23 protein-coding genes are annotated in these 22,100 nt (G+C 72.3%); 8 read left to right on the forward strand and 15 right to left on the reverse strand.

The features are described from left to right. Window positions 1-254: 254 nt before the first annotated feature. The 8 genes from OG992_RS12550 to OG992_RS12585 form a co-directional block, all read right to left on the reverse strand. Complete coding sequence (locus OG992_RS12550) at window positions 255-977, reverse strand: ABC transporter ATP-binding protein (protein WP_238683392.1); 723 nt, start codon at window positions 975-977, stop codon at window positions 255-257. A gap of 14 nt (window positions 978-991) precedes the next feature. Continuing rightward, complete coding sequence (locus OG992_RS12555) at window positions 992-1,987, reverse strand: ABC transporter ATP-binding protein (RefSeq protein WP_238683320.1); 996 nt, start codon at window positions 1,985-1,987, stop codon at window positions 992-994. Between the two features lies 1 nt (window position 1,988). After that, entirely contained in the window at window positions 1,989-4,697 is a 2,709-nt protein-coding gene (locus OG992_RS12560; protein ID WP_266303319.1) for an FtsX-like permease family protein, read from the reverse strand. Continuing rightward, window positions 4,694-7,879 (reverse strand): ABC transporter permease, encoded by a 3,186-nt coding sequence (locus tag OG992_RS12565; RefSeq protein ID WP_266303320.1) that lies wholly within the window; start codon window positions 7,877-7,879, stop codon window positions 4,694-4,696. The genes OG992_RS12560 and OG992_RS12565 overlap by 4 nt, the downstream gene beginning before the upstream one ends. 130 nt (window positions 7,880-8,009) lie before the next feature. Then, entirely contained in the window at window positions 8,010-8,174 is a 165-nt protein-coding gene (locus OG992_RS12570) for a hypothetical protein (RefSeq protein WP_238683323.1), read from the reverse strand. Next, complete coding sequence (locus tag OG992_RS12575; RefSeq protein ID WP_030336216.1) at window positions 8,171-8,386, reverse strand: helix-turn-helix transcriptional regulator; 216 nt, start codon at window positions 8,384-8,386, stop codon at window positions 8,171-8,173. The genes OG992_RS12570 and OG992_RS12575 overlap by 4 nt, the downstream gene beginning before the upstream one ends. Then, window positions 8,386-8,820, reverse strand: coding sequence for a DUF2975 domain-containing protein (locus OG992_RS12580; RefSeq protein WP_258400826.1), 435 nt, complete (start codon window positions 8,818-8,820; stop codon window positions 8,386-8,388). The genes OG992_RS12575 and OG992_RS12580 overlap by 1 nt, the downstream gene beginning before the upstream one ends. Before the next feature lie 106 nt (window positions 8,821-8,926). Then, window positions 8,927-9,541, reverse strand: a complete 615-nt coding sequence (locus OG992_RS12585; RefSeq protein WP_238683325.1) for a YdeI family protein — start codon at window positions 9,539-9,541, stop codon at window positions 8,927-8,929. Between the two features lie 136 nt (window positions 9,542-9,677). On the opposite strand from OG992_RS12585, the gene OG992_RS12590 reads away from it, so the two are divergent. Together OG992_RS12590 and OG992_RS12595 are read left to right on the forward strand one after the other, a co-directional pair. Continuing rightward, window positions 9,678-10,526 carry an MBL fold metallo-hydrolase gene (locus OG992_RS12590; protein WP_238683326.1) on the forward strand — a complete coding sequence of 283 codons (849 nt, stop codon included), beginning with the start codon at window positions 9,678-9,680 and terminating at the stop codon, window positions 10,524-10,526. Further along, window positions 10,523-10,978, forward strand: coding sequence for a MarR family winged helix-turn-helix transcriptional regulator (locus OG992_RS12595; protein WP_238683327.1), 456 nt, complete (start codon window positions 10,523-10,525; stop codon window positions 10,976-10,978). Before OG992_RS12590 ends, OG992_RS12595 begins: the two co-directional genes overlap by 4 nt. Window positions 10,979-11,006: 28 nt before the next feature. Here OG992_RS12595 and ligD read toward each other — a convergent pair whose 3' ends face one another. Then, window positions 11,007-12,044, reverse strand: coding sequence for a non-homologous end-joining DNA ligase (ligD, locus tag OG992_RS12600; RefSeq protein WP_238683328.1), 1,038 nt, complete (start codon window positions 12,042-12,044; stop codon window positions 11,007-11,009). A 47-nt stretch (window positions 12,045-12,091) separates the two neighbouring features. On the opposite strand from ligD, the gene msrB reads away from it, so the two are divergent. Then, entirely contained in the window at window positions 12,092-12,496 is a 405-nt protein-coding gene (msrB, locus tag OG992_RS12605; RefSeq protein ID WP_091400676.1) for a peptide-methionine (R)-S-oxide reductase MsrB, read from the forward strand. A gap of 43 nt (window positions 12,497-12,539) precedes the next feature. On the opposite strand, the gene OG992_RS12610 is transcribed toward msrB, so the two are convergent. The 3 genes from OG992_RS12610 to OG992_RS12620 form a co-directional block, all read right to left on the reverse strand. Further along, window positions 12,540-13,154 (reverse strand): DUF305 domain-containing protein, encoded by a 615-nt coding sequence (locus OG992_RS12610; RefSeq protein WP_266303321.1) that lies wholly within the window; start codon window positions 13,152-13,154, stop codon window positions 12,540-12,542. A gap of 64 nt (window positions 13,155-13,218) precedes the next feature. Beyond that, window positions 13,219-13,959 (reverse strand): lytic polysaccharide monooxygenase, encoded by a 741-nt coding sequence (locus OG992_RS12615; protein WP_266303322.1) that lies wholly within the window; start codon window positions 13,957-13,959, stop codon window positions 13,219-13,221. A 108-nt stretch (window positions 13,960-14,067) separates the two neighbouring features. Then, window positions 14,068-14,343, reverse strand: coding sequence for an isoamylase early set domain-containing protein (locus tag OG992_RS12620; RefSeq protein WP_238683331.1), 276 nt, complete (start codon window positions 14,341-14,343; stop codon window positions 14,068-14,070). Between the two features lie 156 nt (window positions 14,344-14,499). On the opposite strand from OG992_RS12620, the gene OG992_RS12625 reads away from it, so the two are divergent. The 3 genes from OG992_RS12625 to OG992_RS12635 all read left to right on the forward strand — a co-directional run bounded on the left by OG992_RS12625 (window position 14,500) and on the right by OG992_RS12635 (window position 16,484). Then, window positions 14,500-14,760, forward strand: a complete 261-nt coding sequence (locus OG992_RS12625; protein WP_124815255.1) for a Prokaryotic metallothionein — start codon at window positions 14,500-14,502, stop codon at window positions 14,758-14,760. Window positions 14,761-14,831: 71 nt separating this feature from the next. Further along, on the forward strand, window positions 14,832-15,287 hold the full coding sequence (locus OG992_RS12630) for a GNAT family N-acetyltransferase (protein ID WP_238683332.1): 456 nt from the start codon (window positions 14,832-14,834) through the stop codon (window positions 15,285-15,287). A 117-nt stretch (window positions 15,288-15,404) separates the two neighbouring features. Continuing rightward, on the forward strand, window positions 15,405-16,484 hold the full coding sequence (locus OG992_RS12635) for a lytic polysaccharide monooxygenase (RefSeq protein WP_238683333.1): 1,080 nt from the start codon (window positions 15,405-15,407) through the stop codon (window positions 16,482-16,484). A gap of 197 nt (window positions 16,485-16,681) precedes the next feature. Here the strand turns inward: OG992_RS12635 and hemQ are convergent, their stop codons facing one another. The 3 genes from hemQ to hemE are packed head-to-tail and all read right to left on the reverse strand — an operon-like array spanning window position 16,682 to window position 19,893. Beyond that, window positions 16,682-17,383, reverse strand: coding sequence for a hydrogen peroxide-dependent heme synthase (gene hemQ, locus OG992_RS12640; RefSeq protein WP_196921722.1), 702 nt, complete (start codon window positions 17,381-17,383; stop codon window positions 16,682-16,684). Then, complete coding sequence (hemG, locus tag OG992_RS12645; protein ID WP_238683334.1) at window positions 17,380-18,789, reverse strand: protoporphyrinogen oxidase; 1,410 nt, start codon at window positions 18,787-18,789, stop codon at window positions 17,380-17,382. Before hemG ends, hemQ begins: the two co-directional genes overlap by 4 nt. Window positions 18,790-18,795: 6 nt before the next feature. Further along, window positions 18,796-19,893 carry a uroporphyrinogen decarboxylase gene (gene hemE / locus OG992_RS12650; RefSeq protein WP_238683335.1) on the reverse strand — a complete coding sequence of 366 codons (1,098 nt, stop codon included), beginning with the start codon at window positions 19,891-19,893 and terminating at the stop codon, window positions 18,796-18,798. A gap of 138 nt (window positions 19,894-20,031) precedes the next feature. On the opposite strand from hemE, the gene OG992_RS12655 reads away from it, so the two are divergent. Together OG992_RS12655 and OG992_RS12660 are read left to right on the forward strand one after the other, a co-directional pair. Then, entirely contained in the window at window positions 20,032-20,604 is a 573-nt protein-coding gene (locus tag OG992_RS12655) for a DUF3000 domain-containing protein (RefSeq protein ID WP_091400652.1), read from the forward strand. A gap of 95 nt (window positions 20,605-20,699) precedes the next feature. Continuing rightward, the gene (locus OG992_RS12660) at window positions 20,700-22,028 is read left to right on the forward strand and encodes a ribonuclease D (protein WP_266303323.1); all 1,329 of its coding nucleotides are present in this window, start codon (window positions 20,700-20,702) and stop codon (window positions 22,026-22,028) included. The last annotated feature ends 72 nt before the right edge of the window (window positions 22,029-22,100 follow it).

Below are 22,100 nucleotides of genomic sequence, written 5' to 3' on the forward strand. Positions count from 1 at the left end.
TCGACGATGCTCGGCTGGGCTACCTGCTGATCCCGCTCGCCGGGTCGCCTGCTGACGGCCCGGAGCGCACCGACCGGCCCGAACACGACCGGCCCGACCAGACGGCCTCGCCCTACCGCCGTGCCAACGCTCTGGGGCTGATGTCGTAGACGAGTCACCCCCGGCGATTCGTCTACGACATCAGCTCCACAGCGAGCGCCAAAGCGCCGCACCCGCGACGGCGTGGGCCAACGTCGAACCCCTGCCCGGCAGCGTCAGCCGTCGACCAGACGGCCGTCGCGCAGGACGAGCACCCGGTCGGCGAGGTCGATCAGGGCCGGGTCGTGCGTGGCCACCAGCGCCGTCATGCCACGGGCGTGCACCACCGCGCGCAGCAGGTCCATGATGGATCGGCCGGTCTCCGAATCGAGCTGACCGGTGGGCTCGTCGGCGATGAGCAGGTCCGGTTCATTGGCCAACGCACGGGCCACAGCGACCCGCTGCTGCTGCCCACCGGAGAGCTCGTACGGGCGCTGCGCGGCGTGTCCGCCCAGGCCGACCAGTTCCAGCAGCACCGCGACGCGTTCCTCCCGCTGCGCGGCCGGCACCTGCGCCAGCCGCAACGGCACGCCCACGTTCTCGGCGGCGGAGAGGATCGGCACCAGTCCGAAGGTCTGGAACACGAACCCGACGGTGCCCCGGCGCAGCCGCAGCAGCTCCGCCTCCCCGGCCGAGGTCACCTCGTGCCCGGCGACCACCACCTGGCCGCTGTCCGGCCGGTCCAGCCCGCCGATCAGGTTCAGCAGCGTGGTCTTGCCGGCACCGGACCGACCTCGGATGGCGACCAACTCGCCCCGGTTGGCCGTGAACGACACGTCCCGCACGGCGTGCACGGCGTGCTCACCACGGCCGAAGGTCCGGCTGACCCCACTGACCCGGACCACCTCGCCGGAGTGCGCCGAGGGCGTACCGCCGAACCCGGCCGCGCCGGTCACCATCATGTTCTGCCGGCTCATGCCCGCGCCCCCCGCTCGTCCGAGGCCCGGTCGCCGGGCCGTACCTGCACATGGTCCGGCTCCAGGTCGAGCCGGACCCGCTCCTTCAGCGAGAGCGCGTCGACGAACGCCGCCGGCAGCTGCATCCGACCGTTGCGGTCCAGCACCGCGTACTCCTCGCTGACCAACTCCGTGTTGCCGTCCGCGTCGATCCGCGCGGTCCGGCGTACCTCGGAGGCGGTCCGGCCGTCGCGGATCGCGACGGTCCGGCGGACCTGCGTGGCCACGGCGTGGTCGTGGGTGACGACCACGATGGTCACGCCCAGTTCCGCGTTGATGGTGCGCAACGCCGCGAAGACCTCCGCGCCGGTCGCCTCGTCCAGCTCACCGGTCGGCTCGTCGGCGAAGAGCACCTCCGGGTCGTTGGCCACCGCCACCGCCACCGCGACCCGCTGCTGTTCGCCGCCGCTGAGCTGCCCGGGGCGCCGGTCCGCGCAGTAGCCCACACCGACCAGGTCGAGCAGTTCCCGGGCCCGCTCCCGGCGGGCCTTGCCGCTGCGCTTGCCGGCCAACTGCATCGGCAGCTCGACGTTCTCCAGCGCGTTGAGGTACGGCAACAGGTTGCGGCCGGTCTGCTGCCAGACGAACCCGACCAACTGCCGGCGGTAGCTCAGCCGCCGCTTGGCGGAGAGCGAGAGCAGGTCGTAGTCGGCCACCCGGGCGATACCGGCGGTCGGAGTGTCCAGGCCGGAGAGGATGTTGAGCAGTGTCGACTTGCCCGAACCGGAGGCACCGACAATCGCCACCAGCTCGCCCCGGTCGATGACCAGGTCGAGCCCCTGCAGGGCGACCACCTCCACCCCCTCGGTCTTGAAGATGCGCACCAGGCCGTCGCAGACGATGTGCCCGCGAAGGCGGTCCTGCCCGCCGGCCCGCTCGGCGGCGCGAAGCGCTGCCCGCTGTTGCAGGGCTGCCAGGTCAGGCACCAGTGGAGTCTGGGCGGTAGCGGTCATCTCAGCTCTCCTCTCCGAGCCGAAGCACCTCTCCGAGGCGCAACCGGCGATTGTTCAGGGCCTCGACGGCGACCGCGAAGCCGAGGGCGACCGCCCCGAGCGCGAGCACCGCGGCGACCAGGCTGGGCTCGAACGCCACCCGGACGGGCACACCACTGGTGAACGCGGACAGGCCGAGCACCGGGTTGAGCAGTAGGGGCAGTACCGCACCGACCAGCGCGCCGGTCAGCACCGACACCGCCACCAGCGGGGTCAGCTCGACCAGCAGCAGCCCTCGCCACTGCCGGCGGGAAAGGCCGAGGGTGCGCAGCCGGGACAGCACCTGACCCCGGGCGCGCGCGCCGGCCAACACGGTGAACGCGATGGCCAACAGCCCGAGCACTGTGCCGCCGACGGCGCCGGCCACGAACCCGAAGGCCAGCACCCCGTTCGCCCCGCCCTCGCCAAGGTCCCGGCGCACGTCCGTCCGGGTGTCGACGGTGACCCCGATCATCCGTTCCCGACCGGTGACCGTGCCGTCCCGCTGGTAACGCTCCTGCCCCTGGTCGCCGGCGACGCGCAGCGCCTCGGCGTCCAACGAGTCCCCGGCGATCAGCAGGCTGGTCGGCACGGGTGTGGTGGTACGCGTCGGCAGGGCCTGCCAGGGCAGGACCACGAACCGACTGGCGTTCGCCGCCAGCATCGGGAAACCGTCCTGCGTGCCGGCCACCCGGAACTCGTACCGCTGGCCCTGCACCGAGATGAAGGCGGAGTCGTCCAGCCCTGCCTTGGCCAGGTCGGCGGCGACGGCTGGTGAGACGATCGCCGGCAGCGGACCGGGGCCGGGCGCGGCGGTGCGCAGCGCGGCCGGAATCGACAGGTCCACCCGGGAGTCGCGGGCCACCTTGTCCAACCCCGACCCGTCGACCAGCAGCACGTCCGTCTGCCCGATGAAGGCGTCGGTGCCGACCTCGTCGGACGCGAGCCGCTCGTCGTCCTCGTACAGCACCCGGGTGACGGCCCGGACCCCCGGCAGGCGGCCCAACTCGTCGATGGTGTCGGGTGCGAAGCGCTCCCCGCGGATCACCGCGTCGGCGGGCACGATCTGCGCGGCGGCCCGTTCCCTGCTCGCGTCGACGCCAGCGGCCACGACCGCGCAGAACGCCGCGGTGCCGATCGCCAGCACCACCACGACCAGCGGGGCGGCGACCGCAGCGCGGCCGGCGCGGGCCGTGCCGAGGAAAGCCACGCTGCCCCGGGTCCGCGCGGCCAGCCGGCTGACCAGCAACAACGGCCAGGGGTACGCGCGCAGCGCCAGCACCGCCGCCGCGACCGCGAGAAGCACCGGCACCGACACGAGCAGCGGGTCCACCTCGCCGAGGGTCAGGCCACGCCGGCGCAGCAGCACCGCCGCGAGCCCGGCCAGGAGCAACAGGGAGACCTCGACGGTGAGCCGACGGGCCGACGGGCGCACCCGGATCAGGTCCCGGCGAGCCGCTCCGCCAACCGGTACGGCAAGCGTCGCCAACGGCAGTGCCAGCGTGACCAGCACGGTCACGCCGATGACGTACGGCGTGGTCGGATCCGGGGCACCGGGGAACAGCGTGCCCAGCCACCAGCCCAGCACGGCGGCGACCGGCACCACCAGCACCGACTCGGCGAGGCTGCGCCGGGCGCCGGCGGTGGCCCCACCTCCACGGGCGCGCAGCAACGCGAACTCCGAGCGACGTCGTCTGGTGGCGAGGCTGGCCGCGAGCACGATGAGCCCCGCCAGGGTGGCCAGGACGCCGGCCGCTATCACCGCGAGCAGCGTGCGGACGGCGTCGATCTGGGCGGCGAACGCGCGCAACGGAACGTCGACGCCCTGGGTCAGGGTGAGCCCCGTCGGCTGGTTGCGCTGCATCACCTGCAGGCCGTCGATCATCTTGTCCAGCTCGCGTGCGTCGATCCGGTCGACGCCCAGTCGGTACCGCCAGTTGGACTGGATCGCCCAGCCCTCGGCGGCCCGCTTGTTGAGAGGCGACTGCGCGACGACGCCGACGATGACGAACGGCTGCCCATCACCCTGCGGTTCGATGATCCGCAGTAGCTGTGGGAGCCCGTCCCAGATGCCGTTCGCGCGGTCGACGGGGCGGAACAGCCCGGTAACCACCAGCGGGTCACCGTTGATGAGTCTGCCCTTGTCATCGGTTCTGCCGATGCGCAGTTGGCTGCCGGCGCGCAGGTTGATCTTGCGGGCCACGTCGACGTCGAGCGCCACCTCGATCGGCCGATCGGGAACATAGGTCTCGCTCGGCCACGCCCCCTCGACGAGGGTGCTCGCGCCCTGGATGTCGGGCATGGCCCGCAGGCCCATGTCGACCAGCAGGTTGCGGGCTGCCAGGTCCGGTCCGACCACGCGGGCCTCTGCGGTCTCGACGCTGTACCACCGCTCGGTCACCGCCGAACGCACCGGCGGCGGCATCTCCGCGGCCAGGGCGTCGAACCGTTCGGCGGCGTCGCCCATCGCCGTCCGCCGCGACGTCGCGGGCTCAAGGCTTGTGGTGTACGAGATGTCCCGGCGGGCGGCCGGCTCGCTGTTGAGTTGTGCTCGCAGCCCCTGTTCGGCCAGCCGGTTGACCAGCCGGGGCACTCCGCTGATCAGCAGCGTGACCACCAGGGTCAGCACCGCCAGCAGCAGAAACTGCCCCCCGTACGCCCGGACCCGCCGGACGGCCGCCCCGACGCTCATCGTTCTCCCCCGATTCGCAGCTGCACCGCCGCCACCCGCTGACGGATGCCGGTGGCGATGAACGCGCTGAAGGCGAGCGCCGCCAGCAGCAGGCCGACCGCGGTCAGGCCGATCGGCACCCAGGGCAGCACGAACGCCGCCGGGGGTGTCGGCCGGCCGGCGGCCGGGGTGAGGATGACCAGTGGGGCCATCGTCGCGCCGACCGCGGTGCCGAGCAACAGCCCGACGCCCACGCCGATGCCGGCGAGGAACGTCTGTTCGGCGAGCAGCGCCCGGGCCATCAGCCGGGGCGTGGCGCCGAGGGTGTGCAGGACCGCGAACTCGCCGAGCCGACGCCGGGCGGTGGCCCACACGTCCACCATCAGGCCGACGAGGGCGAGCAGCACCGCGCCGAGCGCGGCGGCGAGCATGCCGGTACGCGAGCCGCGCCAGTACGGGTCGTCGGCGGCCGCCTCGATGGCCGCCTCCCGGTTGAGCACTGTGACGCCCGGGAGTGCGCTGACCGCCTGGGCGGCGGCGTTCGCGTCGGCGGCGCCGACCCACCATTCCGGTACGGGTCGCACCGCGCCGCTGCTCCGGATCATCGCGTCGACCGCGGCCGGAAGGTCCAGCAGGACGCCTTCGCCGGTGGTGGCCGGCACGGAGTCCAGCTCGCCGACCAGGTGAACCGGCAGCGTCGCCCCGGAGAGGGTCAGGTCGACGGTGTCGCCGACGCGCAGGCTCAGCGCGTTGCGGACCCCGGGCGTCATCAGCACCGGGATGGGCTTGTTGTCTCCGCCCGGCACGACAGCGAACCGGGTGGGCGGCTGGTAGGCGAACTGCCCGCCGGGGATCACGTCGACCGCGCGGGCTGCGGCGAACCCGGCGCCGGTGGTCCGTACGGGCATGGGCTCCTGCCCGAGGGCGGTCACGGCCCAGTCGCCGCCCAGTTCGGTCGGTTGCTTCGTGCCGTCGGCCTTGACCACCGTCAGCCCGTCCACCTGGAGTTCGTAGGAGTTGCCGGCGGCCAACCCACCGTCGGCCTCGAAGCCGGCCAGCCGTAGCCGCGCCCCGCCCAGGTCGGGCAGTCGCGCGGTGAACGGGGTGGCTCGGCCGTCGCTGTCGGCGTTGGCCGCCGGCAGCCGCAGGGCGAGCCCGTCGGGGGTGGTGAGCAGCAGCGTCACCGCGACCTTCAGCGACCGGGCGGCATTGCTCACCGGGGTACGGATCGTGCCGGTGATCTCACGCGCTCCGGCGGGCAGTTCGACGCCGGCTGGCTCTCCCCGCGCGCCGACCATCCTCCGGTACTGCTCCGACGCCGATCCGTCGGCGAGACGGTCGGCGAGCCGGACGACGCCCGGGGCGCTGGCCGGGTCGACAGCGATCACCGTCGCTGGCAGGTTCTCCCGTCCGACCCGGATCTCGTCCCGCCACGCCGGCAGTACCCGGTCCACGCTCGGCAGGGCGGCGATTTCACCGCCCCGGGTCGGCGGGGCGCCCCCGGTCCGTTCGGTCACCCGGAGGTCCGCGCCGACAGTGTGGCCGGCCTGCTCGACCTGGGACCGCTCGCCGGTGCTGATCAGCGACCAGGCCAGTGTGCTGCCACCGACGGCGAGGGCGAGCAGCAGCACCGGGCCGGCGTGGGGACGCCGGCCGGCCTGCCACATGCCGAACATGGTGGCGGTCCAGGGACGTCGGTCGACGAACCTCTCCGCGAACCGGGTGAGCGGCGGAAGCACCCGCAACGCCAGCACGGCACCGGCCAGCACACCGAGCGTCGGGGCGGCGACCAGCAGCGGGTCGAGCCCGAGCTGGCCACCCGAGCCGGCCAGCGGGGAGGCGTACCGGCGTAGCTGCACCCAGGCGAGCACGGCGAGCGCCACGAGCACGAGGTCGACGCTGGCGCGTTGGACGCTCGCGGCCCGGTTGGGCCGGGATCGGGCCGCCATGTCGGCGACGTACGTCCCGGCGCCCCGCAGCGTCGGCAGGACCATGGCGACGAGGCAGCCGGCCGCGGTGGCCGCTGCCGCCGCCCAGACCAGTGTGGTGTTGCCGCCGGCGGTGTAGAGGTCACCCGACCCGCCGGGTCGGATGTACCGCAGCGCCTCACCGGCGATCAGTGGACCGAGCACGGCGGCCGGGGCGACCACCAGGGTCGCCTCACGGGCGGCCAGGCCGGCCAACTGCCGACGGGCGGCGCCGCGGGCGCGCAGCAGCGCGGTCTGTGGGCGACGGTCCTCGTGCAGCAGCGCGGCGACCAGCACCAGCGCGTACCCGGCGAGCACCAGGATGAGCAGCAGCGGGGTGGCCAGCGACGAGCGACCCACCAGGTCGGCGCGGCCGATCCGGTCCAGCAGCTGCGGCATCTTGGTCACCGTCTGCCCGGAGCTGCCCAGTTGGGCGGCCTCGGGTACGGCAGTGATCGCCTCGGTGAGGGCTCTCCGAACGGTGGGCAGGTCGGCGGTGTCGACGGTGCCGAGGTCCGGTTGGGCCAGCCAGGACGCCGACACCGAGCCCGGGAAGGTGGCCGCGAAGTCGGCCGGGTCGAGCGTGAACGGCCCGTAGGAGGTGCCGGAACCGGCGCTGCCGGTCCCCACGCCGGGGGCCAGCAGCCAGTACGCGTCCGCCGGGTCGCGGGGCCGCCAGGTGCCGGCGAGCACCAGTTCCCCGCGTCGTTCGGTGGCCCTGTCGCGCACCGGGACGCGTTCTCCGACGGTCAGGCCGAGGGTGCCGGCGACCCGCTCGGGCAGGCTCACCTGGACGGGGTTCGCTCCGGGGGTGGGCCAGGCTCCGGTGGTCAGCTCCGCGTGGCTGGCGAGGTCGGTGAACGTGGCCAGGTTCGCGAAGACCGGTTCGTCGGCCGTCCGCGGGATCTGCCCGAGGTCGCCGGTCAGTTCCCGGCCGGTGCCGTATCGGGCTGCGGTGACACTGACCGGGACGCCGCCGAGCCCGGTGGCGAACTCGGCTCGGACCGCCTTGTCCCGGGTCGCGAACTCGGCCGCGTCCCGCCCACCCGAGCCACTGACCAGAAGGCCGCGCTCCTCGGCGGGCGAGGCGGCGACCAGTGCCCGCTGCCCGGCGTCCACCGCCCGACGGTTGTAGTCGGACAGCCCAGTGACCAACGCGACGGCGACGAGGGCAGCGATCACCGCCGCGACCAGCAACCCTCGCGCCTCGCGGGCCCGCCTCCACACCAGCTTCATCCGACGCCTCCCCTGGCCCTGACGGGCCGACGACCATCAAGACAGGCGACCTACCGGGAAAGGTTCGCGCCCGTTACATGATCGTTATTACGGGAGGGGTCAGCTCGCGCCGGCCAGTGCGCCTGGGCGACTAACCGCCACCTCGGAGGTTGCGGATGCCGAAAACGACCGCGCCGAGTACGAGCACGACGCCCAGGAGTTGAAGGCCCGGCGAGTCGTCGGCCTCCCCGTGCACGATTCCGGCGACGCCGAGGGCGACCACGAGAACGGCGGCGACGGTCAGGACGTACTTCATGGGGTTTCCTCCTCGACCCACTCCAGCAGGTCTCCGGGCTGGCAGTCGAGCACTCGGCACATCGCTTCGAGGGTGCTGAAGCGGACCGCCTTGGCGCGGCCGTTCTTCAGCACCGCCACGTTGGCGGGGGTGAGCCCGACGCGCTCGGCGAACTCTCCGACGCTCATCTTGCGCTTGGCCAACTCCACGTCGATGCGGACGACGATGGGCATCAGATCACCGCTTCCATGTCGGTCCGCAGGGTGGTGGCCTGCCGCAACAGCGCCCGCATCACCACCATGAGAAGCCCCAGCACGCTGACGCCCACCGTCAGCAGGAACAGCAGCAGCGGCAGCCCAGGGTCGTCGGCGTTGAACCCCACGTAGAGGAAGACACCTACGAGCACCACCCACGCGGCGGCGATGGCCCACACGATCGCGTCCACCCACTTCAGGGACGCTTCGGTGAAGATGCGGTCACTCTTGACCAGGCTGAGCAACTTCCACGTCGCGACGATGACGACCTGGACGCACAGCACCCAGAACACCGCCACGACAGTGGCCGGCCACCGGAGGTAGGCGTCCTGCGGCGATTCCGCGGCCATGTGGGCGAACTGTCCGGGCAGGGAGAAGGTCTGAAACAGGACCAGGACTCCGAACAGCACCACGAGGAAAACTCTGAGAGCGGCAACCGCTCGATGCTCCGTAACCATGCATCGAGTTTCGCTCGTTACCTATCGAAAGTCAATCGGTTGCCGGGACATTGACGCCCGCTCAGGACGACGTCGGCCCGGGTGCCGGCCTCGCCTTCTGGGGATAGAACGTCTCGTGACGGGCCAGCATGGCGACGAATTCACCGATCTTGCGCTCGCGGGTCTCCGCCCGCTTGACGGCATTGAGGCGATGGATGAGAGCGAAGCGGTTGGCCTTGGTGAGCACGTCGAGCATGGCCTGAGCAGCGGGCTCGGCGGCGATGGCGGCGAGCAGGTCGGCCGGCACCTCCGCCTCCGACGGCGGGGCGTAGGCGGCCGCCCACCGCCCGTCCGCCTTCGCGGCGTCCACGGCGGCGCGGCCCGCCGGCAACATCCGCCCCTGCTCCTCCAACCGGGCCACATGCCCGACGTTGCGCTGGGACCAGGAACTGCGGGGCCGACGCGGGGTGAACCGGATCCAGGACGACTCCTCGTCCCGCTTGCGCGCCTGCCCGTCGATCCAGCCGGCGCACAGACCCTCGTCGACCGCCTGCTGCCAGGTCACCGTCGTGACAGTGCCACCCTTCCTGGTCAGGGCGAGCCAGACGCCGGGCGACGTGGCGTGGTTGGCCGACAGCCACGCGCGCAGGGCGTCGGCGTCCGCGACGATCAACTCATCCAGCTCTGTGCTCGCCATGACGGCAGGCTAACCGCTGGCGCCGACACCGCGGCTCCGCTGGTCGGCCGGGCCAGACCGAGGCGCGCCGATTCTCGAGACTTCAGAGGGGGGGGTTCATCTGGCGTCAGACGATCTGGCGTCGTACGATCGAGCCGTGAAAACCCTTCCTGCCCCCGAGCCGTGGACGGCCGCCCTTCCCGAGGCGACACCGCCACCCGACATGGCGATCCATCAACTCCCCACGGGCACCTACGAGACGCGGGCGGCATTCGCCCTTCGCGGTGGCTCGTTCCGTGACAAGCGGCAGTTCGCCGCCACCGCCATCCTCGTGCGGCACCCGAAGGGCGACTTCCTCATCGACGCCGGCTTCGGAGCCGACGTCGCGGCGCACGTCGCCATGCAGCCGCGCTTCGCCCGCGCCCCCTTCCAGAGCACCCGAACCGTGCGTGAGCAGCTCGACGACAGCGGTTACGACCGCACCAGGCTCCGCGGGGTGTTCCTGACGCACTCGCACTGGGACCATGCGAGCGGCCTCGACTCGCTCGACATCCCCATCTGGATGAACAGAGGCGAGCTCGAGTACGCCGCGAGCGACGGTGACGGAAAGGTCTTCCGCGCCGTCTCGCCCGGCCACGAGATCCGCGAATACTCCTTCGACGGCCCCGCGTACCTCGGCTTCTCGGCGAGCTTCGACGTCCACGGCGACGGGTCCCTGGTGCTGGCGTTGGCCGGCGGCCACACGACGGGATCCGTTGTCGCGTTCGTGACCCTCCCGTCGGGGCAGCGCTACGCGTTCATCGGCGACCTCACCTGGCAACTGGACGGAGTCCATCGGCGGGTGGAACGCCCCTGGCTGCTACGGGCCCTCGCCGACAGCGACGCCGAACAGGTGCGGCAGGGCATCCTGCGATCGGCCGCGTTGACCGAGCTGATGCAGGTCGTCCCCGCCCACGACCGGCGCGCCTACGAGGGAATCCCGCTGTTGTCGGGTGCGGCGCGATGACCGCCGGACCGGCGCCGTCGCTCGACTCCGAGATCACCTGGCTGTTGCACCGCGCCGCCCAACGGATGCACGTGGTGACCGGCGAACAGGCCGAGAGGCACGGCCTGCACCTGCGGGACTACATCGTGTTGAGCGCGTTGGACAAGACACCCGGGCTGACCCAGGTCGAGCTGGCGAGGACCCTCGGGCTCGACAAGACCACGCTGATGACCCAGCTCGATCGACTCGAGCAGAAGAATCTCGTCGTACGTCACTCCGATCCCCGCGACCGCCGGCTGCGCATTCCGGCCATCACCACCACCGGCGAGGAGGTACGCACGCGGGTCGCCCACGCCAGCGAGGAGGCGGAGCGGAACGCGATGGCAGGCTTCAGCCAGGCCGAGGTCGACACGTTCCGCCGAATGCTGTTCGCGATCATCGGCACGGCGGTGGACCCTGGGTCGTGCCTGTGATGCTCGGCGAGCACAGATAGCTCGGTGCTCAGGCGGTCTCGTCGCCACTGGTGCGCTTGGCGCGGCTCGGCTGCACCCTCTTCGGTTCGCCGGGCATCTTCGGGTGGTCCGGCGGGTACGGCATGTCGCCCTGGCCGGCGGCGGCGTCCCGCTCGGCCCACTCCAGCAGCGGGGTGATGTCCCACGGTGCGTCGTCGATGCCGGCGTGCGGATCACCTCGCTCGGCGAGCCGGGCCGGCACGGTGCGCAGGTCGAAGTCGTCCGGGTCGACGTCGGGTAGCTCGTCCCAGGTGACCGGGGTCGAGACGGTGGCCCGCGCGTTGGCCCGCAGCGAGTACGCGCAGGCGATGGTGCGGTCGCGCGCCATCTGGTTGAAGTCGACGAAGACCCTGGTGCCGCGTTCCTCCTTCCACCAGGCGGTGGTGACCAGGTCGGGGTTGCGGCGCTCCACCTCCCGGGCCAGCGCGATGGTGGCCCGGCGCACCTCGGTGAACGTCCAGCGGGGTTGGATGCGCAGGTAGACGTGCACGCCCCGGCCGCCGGAGGTCTTCGGCCAGCCGGTCGCGCCCAGCTCGTCGAGGAGCGCGCGGACCTCGCCGGCGGCCCGCGCGGCGTCGGCGAAGTCGGTGCCGGGCTGCGGGTCCAGGTCGATGCGCAGCTCGTCGGGGCGGTCGACGTCGGCGGCCCGCACGGGCCACGGGTGGAAGACGATGGTGCCCATCTGCGCCGCCCAGGCCACGTGCGCCAGATCGGCCGGGCAGAGCTCCGCCGCGTTCCGACCGCTCGGGAAGGTGATCTGCGCGGTCGTCACCCACGGCGGCACCCCCCGGGTGGGGACCCGCTTCTGGAAGAACGCCTCGCCCTCGACGCCCTCGGGAAAGCGTTGCAGCGTGGTCGGTCGGTCCCGCAGGGCGCGCATGATCCCGTCGCCGACCGCGAGGTAGTAGTGGAAGACGTCCGACTTGGTGAACCCCCGCTGCGGGAAGATCACCCGATCCGGACTGCTCAGGCGGACGGTGTGCCCGGCCACCTCGACCTCTGCGGCCGCAGCCTTGGTGCCACCCATCCCGCGACCTTATGCCACGCCCCCGACGTTCGACGTACCGTTGACGGGTGAGTCTTGACGACAACGAGCTGCCCCGTACCGACGAAGAGTGGCGGGTCCGACTGACCCCCGAGGAGTTCCACGTTCTACGGGAGGCCGGCACCGAACGCCCGTGGACGGGCGAGTACGTGGACACGAAGACCCAGGGGGTCTACCACTGTCGCGCCTGCGGGCTGGAGCTGTTCTCCAGCGACACCAAGTTCGACTCGCACTGCGGTTGGCCGAGCTTCGACGACGCCATCCCGGGCCGGGTCAAGGAAATCGAGGACCGCACCCTCGGCATGGCCCGTACGGAGATCCGCTGCGCGCGCTGCGACAGTCACCTCGGGCACGTCTTCCACGGCGAGGGCTTCACCCCGAAGGACACCCGGCACTGCGTCAACTCGGTCTCCATCAAGCTGGAACCCCGCTGACCCGGGCACTCGGGGCGTAACCGCGCTCACTGCACGACCGCGCTCAGGGCGTACCCGTACCCCTGAGCAGCTCGACCTCGGCGGTCCGGGACTGTTCGATCCGCCGGGCCAGGTCGCGGACCTGCTCGTTGCGGCCGACGCCGACGTGGGATCGGGCCAGGTCGGCGGCCGATCGCTGGTGGTCGGCGAGCACGTCGCGCAGCACGCGGTCGACGTCCGCGTCCGGCGCGGTCCGCAGCCGGTCGAGCGCGGCGTCGTCGCCGTGCCCGTCGTGGTGGTGTGCGGCCGCGCTGGCCCCCGGGCCGGTCGTGGGCAACCAGCCGCGCATGGCGGCCAGTTCGTCGGCCTCGGTCGCCTCGACGGCGGCGGCCAGGGTGCGCAGCGCGTCGTCGCGCACCCGGTCCCGGGCCAGCCGGACGATCTGCAGGGTGCGCTCGCTGTGCCCGACCATGGTGCTCAGGAACACCACGTCGATCCCGCTCATGGCATCCGCCTCGATCGGGGAGCCGCCGCCCGCGTACCCGGCCGCCGCAGAGCCGGCCGGGGACGCGGGGGTCGGCTGCGGCAGGGCCGACGGGGTCGACGTGGGCGGTCCAGCGCAGGCTCCGGTGAGCAGCAGGGCCGCGACGAGGGACGCCAGCGGGGTACGACGGGGCATGCCGGTTGCTCCGTTCACGCGAGGACGGCGACACGGGTGCGACCAGGAGGCCGCACCCGTGCGGTCAGACCTGGAGCCAGAGCGCCGGTACGTTCGGCGGCTCCCAGCCCGGGATCGCTGTGTGCGCCTGCCGGCAGCGGTACGTCGCTCCGCCGTAGGTGACCTGGTCGCCGACCTGGTACGCCCGACCTGTCGTCCAACTGCCGCCCGGTGCGGGCGGAGTGGTCGGCGTGGCGGTCGGGGTGGGCCGTGGGGTGGGTGAGGTGGTGGGGGTGGGGGTCGGGTTCGACCCTCCGCCGCCGATCTGCACGTCGATGCAGGAGTAGAAGGCGTTCGCCGTGTCGGAGATGTTCCACACCGCGAGGATCTTCTGCCGGCCCGAGAAGCCGCCGAGGTTGACGTTGTGCGAGACGGTGGCGCCCGGCTGCTGGTTGTTGCCGTTGACCACGCCGACCCGGGTGTTGCCGATCCAGTACTCCCAGTTGCTGGTGGCGTGCCGGGCGGTGTTCACCCAGGTGAAGGTCAGCGAGGTGCCCACCGAGGTGGCCGGCCAGCCCCGACTGTCGTCGTTGAGGACGGCGAACTGGGCGATTCCGGCGTTGCAGCTGCGTAGGCCCTTGGGGCCCTCGACGCTCTGCGGCTCGTACTTGATCTGCCCGCAGTCGGGCACCCGGCCCTGCGCGCAGAGCGCCTGCCGGCTCGGTGGGGCGGAGACGTAGCCGTGCGCCTGCGCGGGGGCGGCGACGGTGAGGGTGGCGGCGACGGCGCCCGCCGCCACCAGCGGGACGGTGATTCTTCGACGCATGGGGGCAGCTCCTTCTCCAGGTCCGGTGAGGTGCCCTCAAGGTAATTTAAACATTGTTAACAGTAAAGACTCTCATCGATAAATCCATCGATGATGGCAGTTTTCTTCTCAGAGCCTGAGCAGGCTGCCCCGGTCGTCGACCTGGTCGGCCGACTCGTCGTCCAACCAGACGCCACCGGTACCGAGATAACGGAACCGGTACTCCCCCGGCGGCAGCTTCACTGTCACCGTCCTGGTGCCGTCGCGGCGGGCCACCAACTCGTGCCGACCCGGCTGCCAGCCGTTGAAGGAGCCGACGACGCTCACCGGGCCGGGCGGGACATCGCGGGGCAGACAGAAGGTGACCCGGGTCTGGTTGCCGAAGAGCCTGTTGCGCTTGATCACGGTGATCCTCCGGGGGTTGCGGCGGTTCACCAGGCCTAACGGGCAACACGCCGACGCCGACACGCCGCAGCCACGGCCAGGCGTCGACGTTCCGCCCCCACGTCGGGGCCATCTGAGCGATTCTGTAGGCACTTGTCCTTGTAACGGAGGTTTTCGGTGGCAACCTGCGAGGTCTGCGGCAACGACTACTGGATGGCGTTCGAGGTGCACACCGTCAGCGGCGACGTGCACACCTTCGACTCGTTCGAGTGCGCGATCCACCGCATGGCACCGATCTGCGAGCACTGCCAGGTCAAGATCGTCGGGCACGGTGTCGAGGTCAACGGCCGCTTCTTCTGCTGCGCGCACTGCGCCCGCGCCGTCGAGGGCGCTGTGGGTGCGGAGATCCGCGACGCCGTCGGCGCCCGCCCGGCCTGACCGCGCCCGCCCGGCCGCCGCCACCTACCTCGCACCCGACCGGGGGAACCCGCCCGACCTACCATCGGTGGATGCCCCAGCAGACCACCGAACTCCGGACGGCCTCCTTCGCCGACCTGAACGCCCGCACCCTCCACGACCTGCTCAAACTACGCATCGACGTGTTCGTGGTGGAACAAAACTGCCCGTACCCGGAGCTGGACGGGCGGGACGTCGAGCCGGGCACCCGGCACGTCTGGCTCACCGACGGCGGCGCGCCGCTGGCGTACCTGCGGATTCTGGCCGACCCGGACGGTGTCGCCCGGATCGGTCGGGTCGTGGTGGCCCCGACGGCGCGCGGCGGCGGACACGCCGGCCGGCTGATGACGGCGGCGCTCGAGGTGGTGGGCAACCGGCAGTGCGTGCTGGACGCCCAGTCGCACCTCGTCGCGTTCTACACCCGGCACGGCTTCACGGTCAGCGGGCCCGAGTACGTCGAGGACGGCATCCCGCACACGCCGATGCGACGCGAGGCCATTGACGGTTGACGATCGACCTGGCATGGTGCCTGGTAGAGCCATCGCGGGAGCCAGCGATCAGGCACGGGAGTGGGCACTCCCGGCGATCCGGGTGTCGACGTCCGACCTCATCCCCCCGGGGGCTCCATGTCCTTCACCCGATCACGACGCGTGCTCTGGTTGTTCGCCATCGTGGCGACCACCACGCTCCTGTTGACGACCGCAGTGACCACCATGCGGGCCGATCCCGCCTCTGCGCACGGTTCGGTCGTCGACCCGGCCTCGCGTAACTACGGCTGCTGGCAACGTTGGGGCAGCGACTTCCAGAACCCGCGGATGGCCACCGAGGACCCGATGTGCTGGCAGGCCTGGCAGGCCGACCCCGCCGCCATGTGGAACTGGAACGGCCTGTACCGCGAGGGTGTGGGAGGCAACCACCAGGCCGCCGTCCCCGACGGCCAACTCTGCAGCGGCGGACGCACCCAGAGCCCGCGCTACAACGCGCTGGACACCATCGGCGCCTGGAAGACCACAGCGGTGTCGAACAACTTCCGGCTCCGCTTCGTCGACCAGGCCCGTCACGGCGCCGACTACATCCGGGTGTACGTGACCAAGCAGGGCTTCAACGCCGCCACCCAACCACTCGGCTGGGGCAACCTGGAGTTGGCGGGCCAGATCGGCAACACCCCCGCCTCCCAGTGGAGCCCGGACCCCAGTGGTGTCTCGATCCAGATCCCGGTGAGCGCGCCGGGCCGCACCGGACGGCACATCGTCTACACCGTCTGGCAGGCCAGCCACCTGGACCAGTCGTACTACCTGTGCAGCGACGTCGACTTCGGCGGCGGGTCGACCACCCCACCCACCGATCCCCCGCCGACGACCCCGCCGCCCACCACTCCCCCGCCGACCACCCCGCCGCCGGCCGGTGCCTGCACGGCGACGTACCAGGTGACCGGTCAGTGGTCCGGCGGCTTCCAGGCCGACGTGAAGGTGACCGCAGGTGGCTCACCCACCCAGGGTTGGTCGGTGAGCTGGAACTACGGCAACGGCCAGCAGGTCACCTCGTCGTGGAACGCGACGGTCAGCACCAACGGCACGCTGGTCACCGCACGTAACACCAACAACAACGGCACCCTTGCCGCCGGAGCGAGCACCACGTTCGGTTTCCTCGGCTCGTGGAACGGCAGCAACCCGGTTCCGCTGGTCTCCTGTACGACGACCAGCTGATCCCCGGCCGGCGCCGCACCCGGGCGGGGGTGCGGCGCCGGACGGCGGGAGATGCGGTGGTGCCCAGGGTCCGCCCGGGCCCCCTCGCCTTGCCGCGATCTTGCACTTTCGGTTGCCCGATCGCGGCTTATGGCCGTTTCGCCGGGACAGAAACTGCAAGATCGGCGGAGTGGGGGGCGAGGGAGGGCGGGGCGGGGTCAGACCAGGCAGTTGACGATCTCGGCTACCGAACGGCGGCGGCCGGTGTAGAACGGGACCTCTTCGCGGACGTGCCGGCGGGCGCCGGAGGCGCGCAGGTCCCGCATCAGGTCGACGATCCGGTGCAGTTCGTCGGCCTCGAAGGCGAGCATCCACTCGTAGTCGCCGAGCGCGAACGAGGCGACAGTGTTGGCCCGCACGTCCGGGTAGCCGCGGGCCATCTTGCCGTGCTCGGCCAGCATCTCGCGCCGCTCGGCGTCGGGCAGCAGGTACCACTCGTAGGAGCGGACGAACGGGTACACGCAGATGTAGGGACGAGCCTCCTCACCGGCCAGGAACGCCGGGATGTGGCTCTTGTTGAACTCCGCCGGCCGGTGCAGCGCCATCTGCGACCACACCGGGGTCAGCGCCCGACCCAGTGTGGTGCGGCGGAACCGCAGGTAGGCGTCCTGCAGCGCGTCCGGGGACGCGGAGTGCCACCAGATCATCACGTCCGCGTCGGCACGCAGCCCGGAGACGTCGTACACGCCCCGAACCACGACGTCCTTGCCAGCCAGCTCGTCGAAGAGGGACACCACCTCGCCGGTGACGTTGTCCCGCAGCGACGGCAGCGGGGAACTGGCCCGGAACACCGACCACATGGTGTAGCGGATGCTGTCGTTCAGCTCCCGCAACCGGGCCGCGTTGGTCTGCTCGGTCATCTCGCCGATCCTCCCAGTGCTGTGATGATCTCTTCGGCCGCCGTCTCGCCGGAGCGGACGCAGACCGGAATGCCGACGCCGTCGTAGCCGGCGCCGGCGAGGACCAGTGTGGGGTGCGCGGCCCGCAGCGCCGTCCGCGCGGCACCGAGCCGGTCGGCGTGCCCCGGCGCGTACTGCGGCAGCGCACCGCCCCACCGCTGCACGTGCCCGTCGACCGGGGCGGGCAGCGGGGTTCCGAGCACCGCCGACAGCTCCCGGTGCACGGTGGCCGCCAGGTCCGCGTCGGGGCGCTGAAGGTGCGCCTCCTCGCCGTACCGGCCCACCGAGGCACGCACCAGGGCCAACCCGTCCGGCCGGCCCAGGTGCCCCCACTTGGTGGTGAAGAAGGTCGCCGCCTTGATCAGCAGGCCCTCGGTGCTCGGCACCAGGAAGCCGGACAGCTCGGGCAGTCGCGGCTGCGGCAACGCCATGGTGACCAGCGCGACGCTCGCGTAGTCCAGCGCGCCGACGCCCGCCGCCACCGCCGGCGCGGGGCCGGAGAGCAGCCGCGCCGCCGGTCGCGCCGGCACCGCCAGCACCACGGCGTCCACGTCGACCAACTCGGGGTCGCGCGTCGGGCCGACAGTGAGCCGCCAACCCGTGTCGGTCGCTGTCAACTCGCGCACTGCGGCGTCCCGCCGTATCGTCGCGCCACTGGCCGTCACCGCCGCCTCGACCAGGGTGCTGAGCCCACCGGCGAGGGTGCCGAAGACCGGGGCGCCGGGCGCACGCGGCGCGGCGGCCTGCGCGGCCCGGACCGCGCCGACCAGGGTGTGCTCCACCCGGGCCGTGCGGGCCAGCGCCGGCATCGTCGTGACCAGTGAGAGATCGTCGGCGCGGCCCGCGTACACGCCGCCCAACATCGGGTCGACCAGCCGCTCGACCACCTCGTCGCCGAAGCGGGACCGGACCAGCTCGCCCACCGAGATGTCCGCGTCCGGCCCGACCAGCGGCCGACCACCGTCGGTGTCGGCGTCCGCGGCCGGGCGGGCGACAGTGGCCACCCGCTCCAGATCTCCCGGTACGCCCACCAGGGTGCCGCCCGGGATCGGGCGCAGCCCCCCGTCGATGACCAGCGCGGCCTGCCCCACGGTGGGGTGCACGATCTTCTCGGCCAATCCGAGCCGGCGGGCCAACGCCACCGCCGCGCTCTCGGCGCCCGTCGGGTCGCGCATCAGGAACGACTCCGCGCCGAACTCCACCGGCTGACCAGCCAGCTCCCCGGTGCGCAGCTTCCCGCCCAGCACGCCGGACTGCTCGTACACGGTGATCTCGGTGCCGGCCGGTGCGCTGTCGCGCAGGCGGACCGCGGCGGCCAGACCGGCGATCCCTCCGCCGACCACCGCCACCCGCCAGGGCCGCCGCATTTCCGGTCAGCCCTGGTCGGCTCGGCGGCTGGACAGCTCGTGCACCAGTGCTACCACCCGGGTCAGCACCTCCGGGTCGGTCTCCGGCAGCACCCCGTGGCCGAGGTTGAACACGTGCCCGGGGGCCGCCCGGCCCTGCTCCAGGATGCGGCGCACCTCGGCCTCCACGACCGGCCACGGCGCGAGCAGCACGCACGGGTCCAGGTTGCCCTGCACCGCCTTGTCGGCGCCGATCCGGCCGGTGGCCACGTCCAGCGGCGTACGCCAGTCGACGCCGACCACGTCGGCCCCGGCCTCGCCCATCGCGCCGAGCAGCTCGGCGGTGCCCACCCCGAAGTGGATCCGGGGCACCCCGGCGTCGACCAGCCCGCTCAGCACTGTGGTCGAGTGCGGCAACACGAAACGGCGGTAGTCGGCCTCGGAGAGCGCGCCGGCCCACGAGTCGAACAGTTGCACGGCGGAGACGCCGGCCTCGATCTGCACCCGCAGGAAGGCCAACGTCACCTCGGCCAGCCGGGCGCAGAGCGCGTGCCACAGCTCCGGGTCGCCGTACATCAGGGCCTTGGTCTTGGCGTGGGTGCGCGACGGCCCGCCCTCGACCAGGTAGCTGGCCAGCGTGAACGGCGCGCCGGCGAAGCCGATCAGCGGGGTGTCGCCCAGCTCGACCACCAACTGCCGGACGGCCTCGTCCACGTACGAGACGTCGTCGCGAGTGATCAGGCGGATCCGTTCCACGTCGGCGGCGGTGCGAATCGGCTCGGCGACCACCGGGCCGGTGCCCGGCACGATGTCCAGGTCGATCCCGGCCGCGGCGACGGGCACCACGATGTCGCTGAACAGGATCGCCGCGTCCACGCCGTGTCGGCGCACCGGCTGGAGGGTGATCTCGGTGACCAGATCCGGGCGCCGGCAGGACTCCAGCATCGGCACGCTCGCCCGGATCTCCCGGTACTCCGGGAGGGAGCGGCCCGCCTGGCGCATGAACCAGACCGGGGTGTGCGGGACGGGCCGACGTCGGCAGGCCCTGATGAAGGGCGAGTCGGCCGGTCCGCCGGGGCGGGAATCTCCGTCTCGGGCGACAGTGCCCGTGGTGTCCGTGGTCATCGCCGCAATCGTGCCACGCCCGCCACCCCCAACCGGGTGGGGGTGAGAGGAAGGGCACCGTTCCTTACGCCCCGGTGCCCTTCGTGGGCGTCGGCGCGCCGTCGAAGCGGGCGACGGACGGCGGCATAGGCTGCCGACATGGCCCCCCCGATCGCGCTCCCGGAGACGTTCGCCCGCGCGGTCGCCGGGCTGCGGTCGGCCGCCCCCCGGCCGGAGATCACCCTGGAGGAGGTCGGCGCCCCCCAGCGGCTGGCCCCGTACGCGTTCGCGCTCGCCGCGACGGTGCTGCGCGACGACGACGAGGTGGCGACCGGTCGGCTGATCCTGCTGCACAACCCGGTCGGGCACGAGGCGTGGCAGGGCACCCTACGGCTGGTCACCTACGTGACCGCCGAGTTGGAGGTCGATCTGGCCGCCGACCCGCTGCTGCCCGGGGTCGGCTGGACGTGGCTGACCGACGCGTTGGACGCCCAGGACGCCGGCCACCGGGCGATCGGCGGAACGGTGACGCAGACCATGTCGACCCGGTTCGGCGATCTCGCCGGGCCACCGACCATCGGTGACATCGAGATTCGCGCGTCCTGGACGCCGATCGACGACGACCTGACCCCCCACCTGCTCGGCTGGTGCGCGTTGCTCGCCTCCACCGCCGGTCTCCCCCCACCCGGTGTCACAGCCCTCTCCGACCGCCGCCCGGCCGGCGCAGCCTGACGTTCGGCCCTCGGGAGGACACTTTGCGGACACCTGATCGACACACGCCGGACCGGCTGCACCCGCCGGATCTCCGCGCGCACTAGGGTTGGCAGGTGACCGACGAACCACCCCTGCGCCGTCGGCCCACCGAAGAACTTCCGGGAAACGCACCCCAGCACCCGCCGTCGGCCCAGCCGCAGCCGGCGGGCGAGGGGGCCGACCCGGCCGACGGTGGGCCCGTTCCGCTGATCGCCCCGCGTGACGGCACCCCCGATCCGGTGGCCGCCCCGGCCGAGCTTGCCGAGGTCGTGGCCCGCTTCGCGGCGGGCACCGGCCCGGTCGCCCTGGACGCCGAACGGGCCTCCGGCTACCGCTACAGCCAGCGCGCGTACCTGGTGCAACTGCGCCGGGCCGGTGCGGGCACGGCGCTGATCGACCCGCTGCCCCTGCCCGACCTCAGCGCGCTGGACGCGGTGATCGGTGAGGCCGAGTGGGTCCTCCACGCGGCCAGCCAGGATCTGCCCTGCCTGGCCGAGGTGGGGTTGCGCCCACGCCGCCTGTTCGACACCGAGCTGGCGGCTCGGCTGGCCGGCTTCGAACGCGTCGGGCTCGCCGCGCTCACCGAGCAGTTGCTCGGGTTCACCCTGGAGAAGCACCACTCGGCGGCCGACTGGTCGAGCCGACCGCTGCCCGAGTCGTGGTTGACGTACGCCGCCCTCGACGTGGAGCTGCTCACCGACCTGCGCGACGCGCTGGACGCCGAGTTGACCCGGCAGGGCAAGTCCGCCTGGGCCGCGGAGGAGTTCGCCGCGCTGGTCCGTACCGGGGCACGTCCGCCCCGGGTCCGGGCGGAGCCGTGGCGGCGCACCTCGGGCATCCACCGGCTGCGAGGGGCGCGGGCGCAGGCCCGGGTCCGCTCGATGTGGTACGCCCGGGACCAGATCGCTTCCCGGCGGGACGCCGCTCCCGGTCGGGTGCTGCCCGACTCGGCGATCATCGCCGCGGCCGAGTTGGACCCGAAGGACGAGAAGACCCTGCTGACCCTGCCCGGCTTCGGTGGCCGATCGGTCCGTCGGCTGGCCCGCACCTGGCTCGCCGCGCTCGACGACGCCCGGCAGCTACCGGAGGATTCCCTGCCGGTCTCGCCGGCCGTGGAGGGCCCGCCCCCGCCGCACCGATGGGCCGAGCGGGACCCGGTGGCGGCCGGCCGGCTGGCCCGCTGCCGGGAGGTCGTGATCCGCATCGCCGGCGAGCACAACCTTCCGCCGGAAAACCTGATCACTCCGGATTCGGTCCGCCGGCTGGCCTGGACCCCGCCGGAGGAGATCACCGAGGAGTCGGTAGCGGAGATCCTGCGTGGCCTCAACGCCCGCGAGTGGCAGATCGGCCTCCTCACCCCCGACCTCACCGAGGCCCTAACCCCCAAAACCCCCACCCCCTAACCCACCCCACCCACTGTTGATCATGAAGTTGTTGCCCTGCGCGTCGGCGTGTCGTGACAACAACTTCATGAT

The sequence above is a fragment of the Micromonospora sp. NBC_00362 genome (genome assembly GCF_026342155.1).
Taxonomy (GTDB): Bacteria; Actinomycetota; Actinomycetes; order Mycobacteriales; family Micromonosporaceae; genus Micromonospora; species Micromonospora hortensis.

Coding starts and splice junctions, on each gene's coding strand:
- OG992_RS12550 (WP_238683392.1), bottom strand. CDS start 977: ATGGTGACCGGCGCGGCCGGGTTCGGCGGTACGCCCTCGGCGCACTCC.
- OG992_RS12555 (WP_238683320.1), bottom strand. CDS start 1,987: ATGACCGCTACCGCCCAGACTCCACTGGTGCCTGACCTGGCAGCCCTG.
- OG992_RS12560 (WP_266303319.1), bottom strand. CDS start 4,697: ATGAGCGTCGGGGCGGCCGTCCGGCGGGTCCGGGCGTACGGGGGGCAG.
- OG992_RS12565 (WP_266303320.1), bottom strand. CDS start 7,879: ATGAAGCTGGTGTGGAGGCGGGCCCGCGAGGCGCGAGGGTTGCTGGTC.
- OG992_RS12570 (WP_238683323.1), bottom strand. CDS start 8,174: ATGAAGTACGTCCTGACCGTCGCCGCCGTTCTCGTGGTCGCCCTCGGC.
- OG992_RS12575 (WP_030336216.1), bottom strand. CDS start 8,386: ATGCCCATCGTCGTCCGCATCGACGTGGAGTTGGCCAAGCGCAAGATG.
- OG992_RS12585 (WP_238683325.1), bottom strand. CDS start 9,541: ATGGCGAGCACAGAGCTGGATGAGTTGATCGTCGCGGACGCCGACGCC.
- OG992_RS12595 (WP_238683327.1), top strand. CDS start 10,523: ATGACCGCCGGACCGGCGCCGTCGCTCGACTCCGAGATCACCTGGCTG.
- ligD (WP_238683328.1), bottom strand. CDS start 12,044: ATGGGTGGCACCAAGGCTGCGGCCGCAGAGGTCGAGGTGGCCGGGCAC.
- OG992_RS12610 (WP_266303321.1), bottom strand. CDS start 13,154: ATGCCCCGTCGTACCCCGCTGGCGTCCCTCGTCGCGGCCCTGCTGCTC.
- OG992_RS12615 (WP_266303322.1), bottom strand. CDS start 13,959: ATGCGTCGAAGAATCACCGTCCCGCTGGTGGCGGCGGGCGCCGTCGCC.
- OG992_RS12630 (WP_238683332.1), top strand. CDS start 14,832: ATGCCCCAGCAGACCACCGAACTCCGGACGGCCTCCTTCGCCGACCTG.
- OG992_RS12635 (WP_238683333.1), top strand. CDS start 15,405: ATGTCCTTCACCCGATCACGACGCGTGCTCTGGTTGTTCGCCATCGTG.
- hemQ (WP_196921722.1), bottom strand. CDS start 17,383: ATGACCGAGCAGACCAACGCGGCCCGGTTGCGGGAGCTGAACGACAGC.
- hemG (WP_238683334.1), bottom strand. CDS start 18,789: ATGCGGCGGCCCTGGCGGGTGGCGGTGGTCGGCGGAGGGATCGCCGGT.
- hemE (WP_238683335.1), bottom strand. CDS start 19,893: ATGACCACGGACACCACGGGCACTGTCGCCCGAGACGGAGATTCCCGC.
- OG992_RS12655 (WP_091400652.1), top strand. CDS start 20,032: ATGGCCCCCCCGATCGCGCTCCCGGAGACGTTCGCCCGCGCGGTCGCC.